Here is a 16,135-nt window from a genome sequence, read left to right on the forward strand (position 1 = left end):
TGGTACTGCGACCGGGAGGTCGTGGGAGAGTAGGACGCCGCCGGACATTCACACTGTTAAGGGCCACCCCGCAAGGGGTGGCCCTTAACATTTGTATGCCTGAGTTTCTGTACGGGCATGGCAATCAGCCGGCCTTGCGCTCGGGGATATACGTCCACCAGGGCCGCATCGGGTTGCCGTTGGCCTGATCGACGGCGGACATGATCGTGTCCAGAAGACACGGGTCGTGCCGTTGCTGGTCTCGTTCGCAGATCGTCTCGTAGATCTCGACAGGATCCCGGCTGGCCAGTTGGTCGATCCGCGTGATCTCCGCCCGGCTCAGATAGTCGGCGACGGCCGGGCCAACGTTCATGAGGCTCGTGAGTTCGGTCTTCGACATGGTTCGACCATGCCGCGTCCGGCTGATGCAGGTCTTGAACGGATCGGACGTTGTCGCCTCGGTAGGCAAGCCTGACCCGCGCAAGATCAGGTCCAGGTCCTTGGAGGTTTCTGACAATTGTTGGAGCTCTCCCCTCGGGTGAGGATCGAGCGGTGACTGTACTCGAGACGCTGGTGACGAAGTCGTTGGATCGGGAGTTGCCATCGCGCGCGGAGGCGCTGCGGGTGCTCGCCGGGGATGACGAGCTGCTGGATGTGGTGGCGGCGGCGTTCCGGGTACGGCGAGAGTTCTTCGGCCGGCGGGTGAAGCTCAATACGATCGTCAACTTGAAGAGCGGCCTCTGCCCAGAGGACTGCACGTACTGCTCCCAGCGACTCGGGTCCACCGCGCAGATCATGAAGTACTCGTGGATCGATCCGGCCGAGGCCGCGGAACTCGCCGGCAAGGCCGTCGACGCCGGGGTGAAACGCGTCTGTCTGGTGGCGAGCGGACGTGGCCCCGGAGACCGTGACATCCGTCGGGTCGAGACCACGATCGGCGCGATCAAGGCCGAGCACCCGCAGGTGGAGGTCTGTGTCTGCCTCGGCCTCCTGCAGGACGGTCAGGCTGAGCGGCTACGCGACGCGGGCGCCTATGCCTACAGCCACAATCTGAACACGAGCGAGGAGCGGTACGGCGAGATCTGTACGACGCACACGTTCGCAGATCGGGTGGACACGGTACGGCGGGCGACGCGGGGCGGACTGTCTCCGTGTTCGGGGGCAATCTTCGGGATGGGCGAGTCGGACGACGAGATCGTGGATCTGGCGTTCGCATTACGAAATCTGGATCCGGACTCGGTGCCGGTGAACTTCCTGATCCCGTTCGAGGGGACGCCGTTGGAGGGACGCTGGGACCTGACGCCCGAGCGGTGCCTGCGCATCCTGGCGCTGTTCCGGTTCTGCTTCCCCGATGTCGAGGTACGGCTGGCCGGTGGACGGGAGATTCACCTGCGTGGGATGCAGGTGCTGGCGTTGCATGTGGCCAACTCGATCTTCTTGGGTGACTACCTGACGAGCGAGGGTCAGCCGGGTGGGGACGATCTGCAGCTGATCGCCGACGCCGGCTTCACGATCGAAGGGATGGAGCAGCCTACGTTGCCCGTCGCTCGCCACGATCTGGTGACGCTCAGACATCGCGGTGCAGGCAGTGCCGCCCCCGCCGACTAGGCTCTCCAGATGGCTGGGATGGTGTTGATCGTCGGGTTGCCGGGCGCGGGCAAGACTTCGTGGGCTCGACGGATCGAGGAGGAGCGGAAGGCGCTGCGGTTCACGCCGGACGAGTGGATGGACGCCTTGTTCAACACCAACGAGGTCGACGGACGGCGCTGGGTGCTGGAGTCCGAGCTGCTCTGGGGCGTCGCGGCGAGGGCGTTGACGCTCGAGGTCAATGTGATCCTCGACTACGGCTGCTGGTCGGAGGAGGAACGAGATCTGTTCCGGACCCGGGCGCAGGCGATCGGTGCGAGTGCGGAGATCGTCGTACTCGACCTGCCGTTCGAGGTGCTCTGGGAGCGGATCGAGCGACGGAACGCGAACCTGCCGCAGGCGACGTTCCGCATCAGCCGGGAGGAGCTCACGGAGTGGCACGGCAGGTTCGAAGTGCCGACTGCGAACGAGCTGCAGCGTTGGGATCGGCAGCTCGTAGTGAAGGAGTAGCTATTCCTCGGGCGCGATGCCGACGAGTGCGGCCGCTGCGCAGATGTGGACCGGTGTGAGGTCGATGGGGGAGACGGGCGCCTGCAGAAGGGTGCCGCGTTCGTACGGCGTAAGCGTGATGTCGATGCCGGGAGCGCCGGCCACCATGCCCCGAACGTACGTGAGCCAGCCCATCATCGGGATCCCGCGCCGGAAGACACCGGCCGCCGCCGCGAGCTCAGTGTCGGCGATGCTCGCCCACTGCGGTTCCCAGATCGTGACGACCGCGCGCAGCACCTGAGCGAAGCGTTCGGACTGTTGCAGCGCGTCCTCGTCGCTCCAGTGCAGCGTGAGCTGGTCCGAGACCGTCGTCATCGTGCCGCCCATGGACAGGTCGAACAGCCACGGTAGTTCGCCCGTGCTCTGCAGGTGCAGACGTGTCGTACTCGTGCCGTTCGCGAGCACCTTCGTCGTCGCCTCGACCATCTCCTGCAGCGGGGTGGAGCCGTCGGCCTCGAGGACGTGGTACCCCCAGCGCTCGTCCTGCGTCCAGATGTGGACGTCAGGGAACGCGACCGCCACCGCGGTCAGCGTCCGGCCGACCCGGAGCGCGCGGTGCTCGACGGACTCGTCACGATGCGGCCATTGGGCGCGGAGCAGCCAGGATGCCATTCACGCCCTCCGATCATGATGAGGCGGCGGCAATGCTGCGCCAGGCCGTGACACGGTGCCGGATGCAGGCGACGGTACGCCGTCATACGACCGCTTGACCAGAGCTCCGCCTACTCGGTGTGAGCAGGTACGGCGCCTCTCCGGAAAAGTCACCGGACCAGTCTGCTGTACCGCCTGGTCAAAGGTCAGCACCGGGGTCCGATTTTGGTAACAACACATCGAAATCTGGACAAGTGTCAAGCTCAGCCCGCCGGAGCCGCCGCGACCAGTGCTCCCAGAGCGCTCGCCTGCGTGCGCCAGTCGCGCGTGCCGCCGGCCGCCCAACGCTGCCCGAGCCGGTTCAGCGAGTCGCGATCGTTCTGCCAGATCGAGTCGGCCTGCCGCTGGGCATAGGTCCGGTACGACGCATCGCCGGTGGAGTCCGCCAGGTCCATGAAGTACCGCATGAAGATGCCCTTGAACTGCTTCTGGTTGTCGTCACAGTTGCCGGCGGGATCACAGCTCTCGGTGAGGATGCCGCCCGGGCTGAGCGAGGACATCGCCGCGTCACCCAGCTGCCGAGCTCTCGCGAGGAGGGAGCCGTCTCCGGTGGCCCGCCACAGTTCCAGCGCGCCGCCGATCGCCAGGCCTTGGTTGTACGTCCACACGGTCTGGCCGTTGTTGGTGCACGCCCCGGTAACCCCGTCGTTCACCAGGTTCGAAGGGTTGATCATCCCGCTGCCAACGAACCAGTTCCATCCTGCGGTCGCTCGCTGCAACCAGACGGTGTCGCCGGCCAGCCGGTTGTGGAGCGCTGCGGTCATCCGGATGTAGAGCCCGTTCGTCACCGCGTTCTTGTACGTGCGCTCGCGGTCCCACCACACCCCGCCGCCACACGTGCTCGTGTCCCAGTACCCCTGGACATAGTTGGCGATGGTGACCGCCTTATCCAGGTACCGACGGTCGCCCGTCAGGTCGTATGCCTCGATCCACGCGATACCCCACCATTCGGTGTCGTCGATCGCGCGACTGATGAAGTTCCCATCCAGCGCGTCACCGCTCTTCTCGCCGGCCGGGAACACTCCCTTGTTCTTCTCGAACACCTCGTTCACGATCCAGCGCAGATCGGTACGGCGGGTGCGCTGCTGGTAATCCATCAGCGTCGTCACCGCCACCGCGGAGTTCCACCAACTCGACAGCCACCACGCGGTGTGCGGCTGGTACGAGTACATCAACGCGTCGGCGGCTGCCCCGGTGCGGTCGGAGGCCGGCCGCGCCCACGCCGTACAGCTCCCGTTCTGGCCTTCGACGGCTCGCCCGCAGGCGCGGACCGCGCCGCCGTACAGCTTGGAGACCGGATCGACCACAGCGTAGAGACGGGTTGTGCCTGCACTGGCGCCGGAGGCGACACTGGTGCGGCCCAGCGACGAGCCGCCGGGCCAGGACGCGCCCTCGTTCCAGGAGCGATCGAGCCAGATCTCGTCACCTGCCGTGCCGTTCTCCAGCGCACCCCAGGCCATTCCGCGATTGTCGATATGGAGCGAGATGCGCCGGTTGGACAGGGTGGTCGACGGCACCGGCTGGTTGTCGCCGGAGGCGCCCGAGCTACCGTCGCAGGCCGCCGCGCAGACCGCGGTGTGGACCCAGGCGGTGCAGTCGACCCCAGCCGCGTCACCACAGGCGCGGATCAGGCCGCGGCGGTGTCCGGCTGGGTCGGCGAGGTTGTACATGAGCGTGCGCGTGCCGGTCCACCCGGACGGGATCGAGGCCTTGCCGAGCAGGCCGTCCCAAGTCGCGCCGCCGTCCCAGCTGCGGTCCAGCCAGACCGCGTCGTTGGTGGACCCGTTGTCGATGCTGCCCCACGCCATCGCATCCTTGTCGGAAACGTGCAGTACGACGTGACGCCCGTTGATCACCTTCTCCGGTACGGGGAACGTCTCCTCCTGCGCCTTCGAAGGATCGAGCGTGTCGCACGAGACCGAACAGACCTGTGCTGCCAAGGGCTGCGCCTCGGCGGGGATCGCGGGCGCCAAGGTCAGCACCAGGACGAGAGCCAAGAGAACCCTCATGTCAGCCTCCGAGTCCGGGCTGGTCGGCCCACGTCGTGTCGGCGTCGTACGAACCGCCGCCGTCCCACGGGTTCGCCCCGCCGACCGTGGCGATGTAGACCAGCTCACTGGCGTGGCGGACGTAGTAGGTCGGGTAGTTGATCGACTGCAGTGACACGTTGCCGGCGCCGCCCGCGCGTGGTGGCTGCGCACAGAAGGTGGCGTCCTTGCGGAACGTGTCGGTGCCGTCGTTGGACGCCTTCTGCAGTCGGTAGTTGCTGTGCCGGAGGTACTGGCCCGGGAAGTTGAGTGACTCGAGGGAGTAGCAACTGCTCTCGGCCAGACCGGTGCGGATCACGAAGCTCGCGTCCTGCCGGTCTGTGAGCGACGAGTTCGCATCGATCACGTCGGTCCGGGCCAGCCCGTCGCGATGACGCAGTACTCGAGCGGTGTAGCCGGGTGTGGTGACGCGGAAGGTGCGGGTCTGGCCGACTGCGAGGTCCGCCCCGCTGCGCCACCAGGCCGGGACGAGGTTCCAGGTTGCGTCGTCGCGGTACGAGCCACCGGTGTCGGTGTCCAGCCAGACCTCGGAGTTGCGGTGCCGCAGGTAGTACCCGGGCCTCGCGGCGGACTCCAACGACGTACCGCCGCCGCTCAGGCCGGGATGCGTGCAGAACGTGGCGTCGGCCGCGTTCGGGTTGGCTTCCTTGTAGATCCGAAGGTCGCGCTGGCGCAGGTACTGACCGGGGAAGTTGCGCGACTCGAAGGAGTAGCAGCTGCTGTTGGACAGCCCTGGCCGGACCCAGAACGTCGCGTCCTGCTTGAGCGTTTGGTTGCTGCCGGCATCGACGACCTCGGTGTTCGCGACGCCGTCGATGTGCCGCAGGTAGCGGTTCGTGTACGTCGGGGTTGTGACGCGGAACGAGACCAGCTTGCCGGTCGGCAGCGTCGTACCGTTGGCGGCCGCGAGCACCTGCAGGTTGACGGCCCGCACCCGCGCGAAGTCCATCTTCTGCACCTGGCGGTCGTAGGTGTAGAAGCCGTTGATCTCGTCCTCGACGTCGGTCGGCTCCGTGTAGACCGAGCCGGACAGGCCGGATCCGGTGATCAGGTCCGGCAGTTGGCTGGTGATCTGCACGTACCGCGTCGTCAGCGCGTCGCTCGTCGGGAGCATCTCGTACGCGAAGCTGTTGCCACTGGGCCACTCGTGACCGGGGACGTGCAGGCCGAGTCCGCCGTACTCACCGAGTTGCAGTACGCGCGTCGTCGACGGCGCCCGCGCGACGCCGGGTCCGACGTACAGGTGGTCGTCGATGACGTCGCCGTTGCCGGGATCGGGATCCGAATCGCAGCAGTTCGAACCGGAGTTGTGGTTGACCAGCCGGCTCGGGTCGAGGTTCTTCACCAGGTCGGCGATCCGGCCGGCCTGGAACTCGCCCCAACCTTCGTTGAACGGGATCCACTGCGTGATCGATGTGATCTGCTTGTGGTTGTCGACCATCCGGCGCAACTCGGACTCGTACCGCGCCTCGCCGGTGGCGGAAGCGTTGCGTCCGGCAACCAGCGACGGCATGTCCTGCCACACCATCAGCCCGAGTTTGTCGGCCCAGTAGAACCAGCGTGCCGACTCGACCTTGATGTGCTTGCGGACCATGTTGAAGCCGAGCGCCTTCTGCTGCTCCAGGTCGAACCGCAGCGCCTGGTCGGTCGGCGCGGTGTAGAGGCCGTCCGGCCAGAATCCCTGGTCGAGGGTGCCGAGCGCGTAGACGAACTTGCCGTTCAGCGTCGGCCGGAGGAAACCACCAAGCATCGCCTTGCCGACGGAGCGCATCCCGAAATACCCGCCGACCGAGTCGCTGCCCATCGTCACGCGAAGGTCGTAGAGGAACGGATCGTCGGGCGACCACAGATGCGCGTTCGGTACGGCGATCCGGAACTGCGTCCCGCTGACGCCGCTCGCTTCACCGACAACCTGGCCGCCGGACAGCACCTGGGCGTGGACCCGTTGTCCTGAAGCTGGCGCCTGCACGGTGAGATCGAGGCCGCCGCCGGCGACGTTCGGGATCGTGTCGAGCCGGGTGATCCAGGTGGGTTGCGTCGGCTCGATCCAGACGGTCTGCCAGATGCCGGACGACGGTGTGTACCAGATGCCGCCGCGGTTGACGCGCTGCTTGCCGAGCGGGATGTCCTCGGTGTCGACCGGCGCCCAGACGCCGACGACAATGTCATTGCTCCCGGCCCGCAAGGCAGAAGTGATGTCGTACGAGAACGCGTCGTACCCGCCCTCGTGCGTGCCGAGCAGCGTGCCGTTCACCCAGACCTTCGACTGCCACATCACCGCGCCGAAGTTGAGTTGCACGTGGCGTCCCGACCAGCCGGCCGGGACGGTGAACGTGCGCTTGTAGTACATGCGGTTCTCGTGGCGCTGGATGCCGGAGAGCGCGGCCTCGATCGGGTACGGGACGAGGACCTCCTCGGGCAGCGTCCCGGTCGGCGGGTTGTTCAGGTCGCTCGTCGGCGCGAACTGCCAGACGCCGTTGAGGCTCTGCCACTCGGTGCGCGTCAGCTGCGGCCGCGGGTACTCCGGGAGCGGATCGGTCACCGACACCTGGTTGGTCCACGGCGTGGCCAACGGCGGTGGCTTCGGAGTGAACGCGCTCGCTTCGAGCGGTGTCAGGAGTACGGCGAAGAGGCCGAGGACTGTGGTCAGCAGCAGAAACGGTCGCGACAGCATGGGGGGATCTCCCTGGGGCGGTAGGAAGAGAGCGCTCTCACCGTGAGTATGCGGGCCCACAGAGCCAGGTCAAGACCTCGCGTGATTGTTTCTGTCGGAAATTGTCGGACTACGTGAGCGTCGGCGAGGCCAGTTCCAGCGTCGGCGTCGAACCGCGGTACGACGTCATCCACTCGCGGAGCAGCTCGACCCGGGCCGCGTTGTCCTCGTTGCCCTTCACCACCGGCGCCTGGTTGTACGGCATGGTGTCCGAGCTGCGCCGGAGCTTGACGTACAGCCGGGACGAGGCGAGCGCGTACCGCTCCATGTCGTCCTGGAGCGCGCCGATCACGGTGATGTTCCGGTCGCGACCGATCTGCTCGAACAGCGCCACCGCTTCGCGACGGTGCTGCGAGCCGAGGTTGCGTCCGAGCTCGTCGAGGATCAGCAGCAGTGGACGGTCGGAGCCGCCGGCGAGCGCGGCCGCGCACACCAGCTTCACCGCCTTCTCGTCCATCTGGGCGGTGTTGCCCTTGACGTTGAACGCGGAGAACGGGCCGCCCTCGGACCGCCGCCATTTGGGCGTGACCGTCCAGCGCCACGGTTTGTCCGGCTCGGCGGGCGGATCGGGCTCGGGGAACTCGAGCTTCGCGCCGTACCCGCCGTACTGCTGGTCGAGGCGGTCGAACTCCTGGGAGACCAGGCGGAGCCGTGCCTTGATGCCGTCGGCGAGCGACGCGCGATGGGCGCGGGCCGTGCTCTCCGCTTCGCCGAGGCCTTCGCGGGCGCGCTCGAGCGCGGCGTTCCGCTCGGCGCGCTGGCTGGCGATCTGCTGTTGCTGCAGGCTGTCGTACGTCTCGTGCTGGGCGAGGTGGGTGCTCAGCGTGCGTTGCAGCGCCAGCACCAGGCCGACGCGGTCGCCGAGGGTGCCGTTCGTCCAGCCGTCCGGACCGTTCAGGATCTCCCACAGCTCGGTCGGGATCTCTTCCCGCGATCGGGCGTTCGGGAAGCAGCGGCGGATGACGTCGTCGAGCTGTGTACAGGCCTGGTGGTTCCAGTCGGCTGTCGTACGGCGTTGCGCGTCGTCGGGCAGTCCGAGGATGAACTCCTCGGCCTCGGCGGGCGTCCCGCCCCAGGCCGTGGCCCGGGTGGTGAGGTCGAGCGTTGTCTGCTCCTCGCGCAGCGCGAGGCGGCGGCCGGTCAGCTCGTCGAGGATCCGGTCGTGGTCGCGACGGGTCGCTTCGAGGTTCTTCAGTCGTTCGTCGCGGACCAGTTGCTGGCCGGCGGCGGTCTCGGCGGACTCCTTCGCCGCCTGCAGTTGCGGTGCGAGCGCGTCGCGGTCGCTCTCGTGACGGTCGACGGTCTCACGGAGCGCGAGGATCTGCTCCTGCACCGACTCCGCATCGGCGAGCGCGCGAGCAGCCGCCGTACGACGCTCTGCCTGCTCTACCCGCGACCGTGCCTGGTCCAAGGCTGCTGATGCGAGAGCGCGGGCCTCGACCGCGGCCTCCACGCGGCGACGGGCGGCCTCGATTCGCGCGGTCCGGCCGGTGATCGGCTCGTCGAACTGGCCGACAGCCACCACGCCGGCGACATCGTCGATGTTGTCCTTGGTCGCACGCTCGCCGATCGCGGCGAAGAACGCGTCCAGCACGAAGCGCTTGTCCGCCGACTTGGGCCCGCCCATCTTTGAAGAGCTCCGCGTGGAGCTTTTGGCTCCCGGCCGGTTTGCCAGCACGAGCACGAATCCGGCGTACCCGGCGTCGGCCAGCGCAGTCGACGCGACGGTGGCGTCGCCGGCGTCGATGACGACCGCCTCCCGGTACGGCGCGAGTCGTGGCTCCCACTCGGCTCGGTCGGTTTCGGCCAGTTCGGTGATGTCGGTGAGCGCGCCGCAGTCGATGCCGGCGTTCTCCAGAACCTGCTGCTGTGGCGCGGAGACCGTCTGACCGCTCTCGGCTTCACGGAGCTCGGCCGTCGCCTGGTCGACCGCGGAGCGTGCGGCGTGGTCGCGGCCGATGTGCTCCTCGAGCACCGCACGAGCCTCGTCCTGCTCCTCAGCAGCCGCGGACAGATCGCGGCCGTCGGCCGAACGGCCCGCCTCCAGCAGCCGCCGATGCTCTTGTCCGAGACGCTCCAGTTGCTCCCGCACCGACCGTTGCGCCAGGTCGAGCTCCCGGTCGCGAGCGTCGAGCTTGTCCCGCTCCTGGCGGGTCAGCTGGACATCCCGGAGCAGGCCCTCCTCGTTGCCAAAGGCATCGATGTCGGACTCGATCGCTTCCTTCCGGGCCTCCTGCTCGGCGACGCGCTCGTCGAGAACCGCCAGTTCCTGAAGGATTTCGTCGTTCCGCGCGGATCCGTCGAGCAGATGCCGCGCCGAGCGCGCCTGCCAGGACTCCTTGGCCGCGGCGAGCGCTTCGCGTGCCGCGGCGCGCTGCAGGATGCCGGCTTCGACGGTCGCCATCTCCTGTTCCCAGCGCTGCAGGTCGGCGGTCGCCTGCTTCGTCGCCTCGCGCTGGGTGTGCTCGGCGGAGCGGTGCGCCTGCTCCTGCTCGAGCTCGTGGTCGAGACCGGTGAGCGTCGCGATCGCGTTGAAGATGCGGGCCGGCCCGAGCTCGTTGAGCGGCTCGGCGAGCAGGTTCGCCGTCGGGCTGGACCGCACCGACGTCGACAAGAACGAGACGCACCGGACCTGCCCGCCGTACAGCACCTGGGAGAGCTTGTTGGCGTGGAAATCGGTGCGGCCGTTCGAGTGCGGGAGGGAGGCCCACAACGCGTCGGCGCCGGCGGCCCGCTCGGCCTCGGTCGCGCCGTACGGGATGTGCAGGCCCTGCTTCCAGCGCAGGTCGATGTACGACGCCTTGCGGTTGATGCGGATCCAGACGGTGATCGCGGCCGCCTCGATCTCGTCGAGGTCGGTGAGGTCGGGATCGGAGAAGACGCCGACGATGTAGCCGCGGTCGACGTTCGACCAATTGCCTTCCTGGCCGGCCGCCTCGGCGGTGAACAGCAGCTCGGCGGCGCCGGGCGCGCCGCTGGTCAGGCGCCACTGGTCGTCGGCGTGCAGAAGGCTGAGCGCGGCGATCCAGGACGACTTGCCGGCGCCGTTCGAGTCGGTCGGGCCCTGGCCGGCCACCGTGATCAGGCCGCGGCCGATCATCGGGATCGGATGCGTCGACAGGCGGGACAGGTCGACGACCTGCACACCGAGCAGCACCTTCGACCCCAGGATGTCGAACGGCCCGTCCTCAGTGCTCATTTGCCTTCTCCCGTTGTCGTGCTGACTTCTGCTGGGACGCCGTTGCGGGCGCGGATGGCTTCGGCGATCGGGCTGGCCGGGGCGGCGGCGAGGATCAGCTGATCCTGCAGACGACGACGTGCGGCCGGCGTCAGACGCTGCAGCTGCGGACCCGGGATGTACGACGGGCCGCCGGAATGATCGCCGGACAGCTGGATCAACCCCGCGGCGCGCAACCGCTGCAGGGCAAGGCGCCGCTCCTCGCCGCTGATCCTGGTCGTCCGCAGTTCGTCGACCGTGGTGGGTCGCGCGGACTTCCAGCTGTCCCCGGTCAGGATGCCTTCGCTGCGGGGGATCGCGACGGAGTGGATGAGCACGAGCACCAGGACCGCGCGGTCGATGACGGACAGGGGCTGCCAGCCTTGAGCCACGAGGCTGGCGGCGATGTCGTCGTCGTACCCCGCGGTCCAATGGGTGCCGTCGACGTGGACGAGGGTCCGGCCGATGAGCTTGAGCATGCGCTGCACCTGGCGGCGCAGGGTGACGTCGCGGAGACCGGCCAGCTGCACTTCGGCGACCGGGTGCGCGGCGTACTGCACCGCGCTGAACGCGGCGAGGACCTCGTCGCGGGAGCGGTCGCTGAGGTCCTGGAGCAGAGGGTCGAACAACGCGTGCTGCTGCTCAGTCATCCGACACCACCCCCGCATCAGGCTCCGCATCAGGCTCCGCTTGAGGCTCAGCGTGAGGTTCCGCAGCGCCGGCCGGAGCGGGGTCCGGCAGGGCGTCGTCAGGTGCCGGCTCGGCGGGGCGCTCGGTCGGGTGCTCGGTGGACAGGACGGCCGGCGGCGGCTCCGGCAGGTGCCTGCACAGGTCGCGCAGGGTGGAGAGGTCGGCCGGGGTCCAGGTGATGACGCGCGGGCCGAGGCGAACCTCGCCGGCCTTGTCGTTCCACAGGAGCCAGTGCGTGGCGTGCAGACGGCGCAGGCTGCCGATGATCAGGGTGAGGTCGCTCGACTGCTCGGGGCGGCCGCGCATCCCGGCGTACACGGACCTGATCTGCGCGAGCGTGCCCGTCGAACCGGGCCAGGCCGGCGCGCTGCGGTCGGTCCAGCAGCAAGCGACGCAGATCGCGAGGATGCGGGCCGTTTCGTTCGGCTGCTCGACCGCGACCGGGGGAGCATCGAGCTCGTCGAGCACGCCATGACCCGCGCCTGACGGGAGCGTCGGCACCAGCCAGACCGAGGACCCGTCCGGTGCCGCCGCGCGGGTGAGACCGGCGACAGCAGGTGTGTCCGGGTCGACCTCGAGCGGGCCGGCTGACTGCACCTTCGCCCACCACAACGCGTTGTACAGCCGCCGCTCGACCGCCTCAGTGCTCATCGAACCACCCGGCGGAACACGCCCTCGGTGGCCCACGGCGTACCCGCGGTGGGATCGATCCGCATGCCGTCGGACCACACGAGCTCGTAGTCGAGCTCGTCGTGCAGATGCGCCGCGGTCAGCTCGGCGAGGACGCGGCGCGCGGTGATCCAGTCACCTGCCTCGTCGATGACCTCGACGATATCGACCGACGGGCGGCCGGCCAGCACTCGCTCGGCCTCGGCGCGCAGGTCCTCACGGTCCGTCGCAGCGGCCGACTCCGGAGCATCCGCGTCTGCGGTCGGACGTGGTGGCGCCATCCGCGCGGTCCCGCTGCGACGTCCTGTCTCGACTGCCTCGACCAGCGTCTGCGCCGAGAAGTCCGGTGCGGCGGCGTCGAACAACAGACCATCGAGTACGGCGGCCAGCGTGTCGGGCTCGCTGCTCCGGGAGAAGGTCAGCCAGGTCTCGATGGGCAGGAGGCCGAGCGCCCGCGTCGTGCCGGCGCGCTCGACCAGGCGGCCGGCGGCGAGCTGCACAGCATCGGCGTACGCCGCCAGCGCCATCCGGAGCGAGGTGCAGTCGCGGTGCAGCTCGGGCCAGCGGTCCAGGACGAGCCGGTGCACCTTCTCGGCCTGCTCGATCAGGCGCTCGTTGCCCCAGGCGAGCTGGGCGTTCTCCCGGAGCTGGGCGGTGGTGCTGGTCGAGACGAGGATCGCGAGCTCGTTGCCGAGCAGGCGGAAGACCTTGGTCAGGCGGCCGATCGAGGCCTTGCCGTCGTCGGCCGTCGCCTGCGGGTCGCTGACGCTGTGCGCCTCGAGGGTGAGCAGTTGGTGCAGCTCGCCCTGGCCGCCCTGCACGGACATCCGCCGCAGGAACATCAGCATCACGTACGGCGCGAAGGCGGCGCGGTGGCGCAACTCGTTCGGACGGTCGACGAGTTTGGTGATCGCGCCGTACTGCCGGAGGACGTCGAAGCGGCGGACGATCACGTCGTGCGGATACGCCCGGCAGGCGAGGGTGGCCTGCTCCACGGTCAGACCGTCGCTGCCCGCCTCGGCGAATGCGTCCAGGATCGCCTGGTCGACGTCCAGCAGGTCGGGATCGACGATCATCGCGCCGGCCTCGCGGGCGAGCACGGCGAACACCTGACGGTAGACACGCAGCACGGCCGCGTCGGCCTCGGCGTCGAGCAGTGTCGCGTCCATCCGCCCTCCTCCCGGGTGCTGGCAACAGCAATAGGAAAAGGACTCTAACCACCCGCACCGACAGACCAAAACTCACCCGTCACCGGCCTGTGGAAAACCGGATGACGGCGGATGCGCGGCTGCCTACCATCCGAGGTGTGATGAGAATCCTTGGCTGACGCGGTCGATAGGCCGCGTCAGTACCACGGCACCTGATAGGTGTCGCCCCGCCGGTGCGGGCCCTGTCGCAGGGTCCCCGGCGCGCTTGCTGATTCTCTCCGTACGGAGCTTGCACATGACTGTGCACCCCTTTGTCCGCTCTATCGGCGCTCAACACCCCCGTGTCCGTGACCTGCTTGCGCTGCGTAAGGACGGTTCACCCGGCCGGATCATGGTCGAAGGCACCTGGGAACACGACTGCCTACTCACCACAACCGCCACCATCGAGACCTTCCTCTGGTGCCCCGAGGCCGGTGCGACGGACGTCGACCGGATCGTGGAGCGCGCCACCGAGGTCTACCGGATCTCGGAGAAGCTGCTCGCCCGCCTGTCCCGCAAGACCCGCCCCGACGGCCTGATCTCGATCGCCCGGGTCCCGGAGTGGCGACCACACGCGTTCCGCTTCACCAGCCGCTCGCTGGTCCTGGTGGCCGACGGCGTCGAGTACGCCGGCAACCTCGGCACCCTGATCCGTACGGCGGACGCCGCCAACGCCGACTGCCTCGTCCTGACCAGCCGCCGCGCCCGCCCGACCCATCCCGCCGTGTACTCCGCGAGCCGCGGCACCGTCCTCTCGACTCCGATCGTGGAGTTCGACGACATCCCGTCAGCGGCCGCGTGGCTGCGGAGCCACCGGTTCCGTGTCCACCTCGCGGATCCGGCCGCGACGGGCACGTACCGAGTCCCGCAGTACGACGGTCCGACCGCGTTCGTGGTCGGTTCGGAGGGCTCGGGGTTGTCGCGGGCGTGGCACGACGAGGGGTTCGACGCGGTGTCGATCCCGATGCTCGGTCAGGCGGATTCGCTGAACGTCGCGCTGTCGGCCGGAATCCTGCTCTTCGAGGCACGGGCTCGGAAGGAAGGTTGGTGACTCGGTGGAATGGCCGGGCAGAATGGCACGGCAACCGAGCAGAAGGAGTTTGTCGTGCCGTTCGAGCCAGGCGAGGTCGTCGCCCCGTCCGATCCGCGCATCGTCCTGGAAGGACAGTGGGGACAGCAGCCGGGCGTGGCGATCACGGTCAACTCCGGGTCGCGGATCTCGTTCTCGTACGCCGGCGAGCGGCTGCAGTTGCTGTTCGACACCGACGGGCTGACTGTGGCTCCGCACCTGTGGATCACGGTCGACGACGGCGAGCCTTCGCTGCATGTGCTCGACGCACCGGTTATCGAACTGTCGGCGCCCGACGGCAGGCACCAGGTGTCGGTGGTGGTGAAGGACGTCAACGAGCACGTGAACCGGTGGAACCCACCGTTCGAGTGCGCGGTCGTGTTCGCCGGTCTCGTGCTCGACGTGCGGTCGGTGTTGCGGCTCAGCGGTCGGCCGAGTGGTCCGCGGCTGGAGTTCTACGGCGATTCGATTACGCAGGGCGTGCGGTCGCTTAGCGAGCACCCGGAGTCGGAGGGGGCTGACGGTACGACGTCGTACGCCTATCTGACCGCGCGCGCGTTCGGTGCCACGTCGTACCAGGTCGGCTTCGGGAGCCAGGGGATCAGCAAGCCGGGGAACGGCGAGGTGCCGGCCGGGATCGACTCGTTCGGGTGGAACTTCGCCGGCTCACCGGCCGAGCGCGTCGAGCCGTCGGATGTGGTGGTGATCAACCTCGGCGTGAACGACCCGACGCTGGAGATCGAGGAGTACGCCGAATACGTACGCCGGGTGCGGTCGGCGTACCCGTCCGCGACGATCGTGTCGCTGCCCCCGTTCAACGGCAAGCACGCGGACACGATCCAGGCGGCGGTGAAGTCCCTCGACGACCCGAACCTGATCTGCATCGACTCCGCCGGCTGGATCACCGAAGCCGACTGCACCGACCAGGTCCACCCCACAGTCACCGGCCACACCAAGATCGCCACCCACCTGATCAAGGCCCTCGAAGAGCAAACCTCCCTCCGCCGCCCCGCCTAACCCTCCGCGCAGCACAACCACCGTGCGTTTGGCCACCCACGGACGGATATTCGGCTCCGGTCCGATGTGTAGGTGGTGATCAGCCTGGGGCGTGCAACAGCTAGCGGTGAGTCGGCACCTGGTATTGCCTGTCCCCAGTCACCAGCGCCTGTCCCCACTCCCCACCGCCGCCCCGCTGGCCGGCCCTCCCCGGCTCTTCTGCCGGCGCTCGGGCCTGCGTGACAACTGGGCTCGCGCCGAGTCGTGGCGTGTGGTTGGCCCCCGGAACGTCGAGTCGTGGATCGCGGCTGCGTTTGGTCGCCGAAATCCACGACTCGAGGGCCACGAGTGGCTCCGCTCTTCGGCGGATCGGCCGCAGCTCGAAGCGATGTCCTTCGTGCCGCTGCACGCGGCAGGATTGGCAGATGACGTTTCAGAGCGTGGACGAGTACATCGCGTCGTTTCCCGCGGAGGTCCGTGAGGTGCTGGACGAGGTACGGCGTACGATCCACGCGGCTGTGCCCGGCGCGGGCGAGAAGATCAGCTACCAGATCCCGACGATCACCCTCGATGGCACCTCCCTACTGCACTTCAGCGGCTGGAAGAGCCACCTCGCGATCTACCCGATCCCACCCACCGACGCCACGCTGACCGAAGCCCTAACCCCCTACCGCTCCGGCAAAGGCACCCTCAAATTCCCCCTCGACAAGCCGATCCCGTACGACCTCATCACCCGCCTCGCCGAGGCTTTCGTCGCGGCGCGGGGGTGATGGTCAGAGG

13 protein-coding genes are annotated in these 16,135 nt (G+C 68.3%); 5 read left to right on the forward strand and 8 right to left on the reverse strand.

Annotation, left to right across the window (positions count from 1 at the left end; all coding sequences use genetic code 11):
• Positions 1–124: 124 nt before the first annotated feature.
• Complete coding sequence (locus EV651_RS41600) at positions 125–379, reverse strand: helix-hairpin-helix domain-containing protein (RefSeq protein ID WP_166658830.1); 255 nt, start codon at positions 377–379, stop codon at positions 125–127.
• A gap of 152 nt (positions 380–531) precedes the next feature.
• Here EV651_RS41600 and bioB point away from each other — a divergent pair, with 152 nt between their 5' ends.
• Positions 532–1,587, forward strand: a complete 1,056-nt coding sequence (bioB, locus tag EV651_RS28970; protein ID WP_133788438.1) for a biotin synthase BioB — start codon at positions 532–534, stop codon at positions 1,585–1,587.
• A 9-nt stretch (positions 1,588–1,596) separates the two neighbouring features.
• Entirely contained in the window at positions 1,597–2,076 is a 480-nt protein-coding gene (locus EV651_RS28975; protein WP_133788439.1) for an AAA family ATPase, read from the forward strand.
• Here EV651_RS28975 and EV651_RS28980 read toward each other — a convergent pair whose 3' ends face one another.
• From EV651_RS28980 to EV651_RS29010, 7 genes are all read right to left on the reverse strand, one after another.
• Positions 2,077–2,727: a hypothetical protein gene (locus EV651_RS28980; protein ID WP_130389075.1), complete on the reverse strand. Its 651-nt coding sequence runs from the start codon at positions 2,725–2,727 to the stop codon at positions 2,077–2,079.
• 242 nt (positions 2,728–2,969) lie between these two features.
• A complete protein-coding gene (locus EV651_RS28985) occupies positions 2,970–4,775 on the reverse strand; it encodes a glycoside hydrolase family 76 protein (RefSeq protein WP_133788440.1) in 1,806 nt (601 codons plus the stop codon).
• Position 4,776: 1 nt separating this feature from the next.
• A complete protein-coding gene (locus EV651_RS28990) occupies positions 4,777–7,488 on the reverse strand; it encodes an AbfB domain-containing protein (RefSeq protein ID WP_133788441.1) in 2,712 nt (903 codons plus the stop codon).
• A 109-nt stretch (positions 7,489–7,597) separates the two neighbouring features.
• On the reverse strand, positions 7,598–10,726 hold the full coding sequence (locus EV651_RS28995) for a chromosome segregation ATPase (RefSeq protein WP_133788442.1): 3,129 nt from the start codon (positions 10,724–10,726) through the stop codon (positions 7,598–7,600).
• The gene (locus EV651_RS29000; protein ID WP_133788443.1) at positions 10,723–11,394 is read right to left on the reverse strand and encodes a hypothetical protein; all 672 of its coding nucleotides are present in this window, start codon (positions 11,392–11,394) and stop codon (positions 10,723–10,725) included. Before EV651_RS29000 ends, EV651_RS28995 begins: the two co-directional genes overlap by 4 nt.
• Positions 11,387–12,085, reverse strand: coding sequence for a hypothetical protein (locus EV651_RS29005; RefSeq protein WP_133788444.1), 699 nt, complete (start codon positions 12,083–12,085; stop codon positions 11,387–11,389). Before EV651_RS29005 ends, EV651_RS29000 begins: the two co-directional genes overlap by 8 nt.
• Positions 12,082–13,272 (reverse strand): hypothetical protein, encoded by a 1,191-nt coding sequence (locus EV651_RS29010; protein ID WP_133788445.1) that lies wholly within the window; start codon positions 13,270–13,272, stop codon positions 12,082–12,084. Before EV651_RS29010 ends, EV651_RS29005 begins: the two co-directional genes overlap by 4 nt.
• Before the next feature lie 274 nt (positions 13,273–13,546).
• Here EV651_RS29010 and EV651_RS29015 point away from each other — a divergent pair, with 274 nt between their 5' ends.
• The 3 genes from EV651_RS29015 to EV651_RS29025 all read left to right on the forward strand — a co-directional run bounded on the left by EV651_RS29015 (position 13,547) and on the right by EV651_RS29025 (position 16,125).
• A complete protein-coding gene (locus EV651_RS29015) occupies positions 13,547–14,341 on the forward strand; it encodes an RNA methyltransferase (RefSeq protein WP_133788446.1) in 795 nt (264 codons plus the stop codon).
• A 54-nt stretch (positions 14,342–14,395) separates the two neighbouring features.
• Positions 14,396–15,376, forward strand: a complete 981-nt coding sequence (locus EV651_RS29020) for an SGNH/GDSL hydrolase family protein (RefSeq protein ID WP_238157261.1) — start codon at positions 14,396–14,398, stop codon at positions 15,374–15,376.
• A gap of 404 nt (positions 15,377–15,780) precedes the next feature.
• Positions 15,781–16,125 (forward strand): iron chaperone, encoded by a 345-nt coding sequence (locus EV651_RS29025; RefSeq protein WP_133788447.1) that lies wholly within the window; start codon positions 15,781–15,783, stop codon positions 16,123–16,125.
• Positions 16,126–16,135: the final 10 nt, after the last annotated feature.

Source organism: Kribbella sp. VKM Ac-2571 (assembly GCF_004362255.1).
GTDB classification, from domain to species: domain Bacteria; phylum Actinomycetota; class Actinomycetes; order Propionibacteriales; family Kribbellaceae; genus Kribbella; species Kribbella pratensis.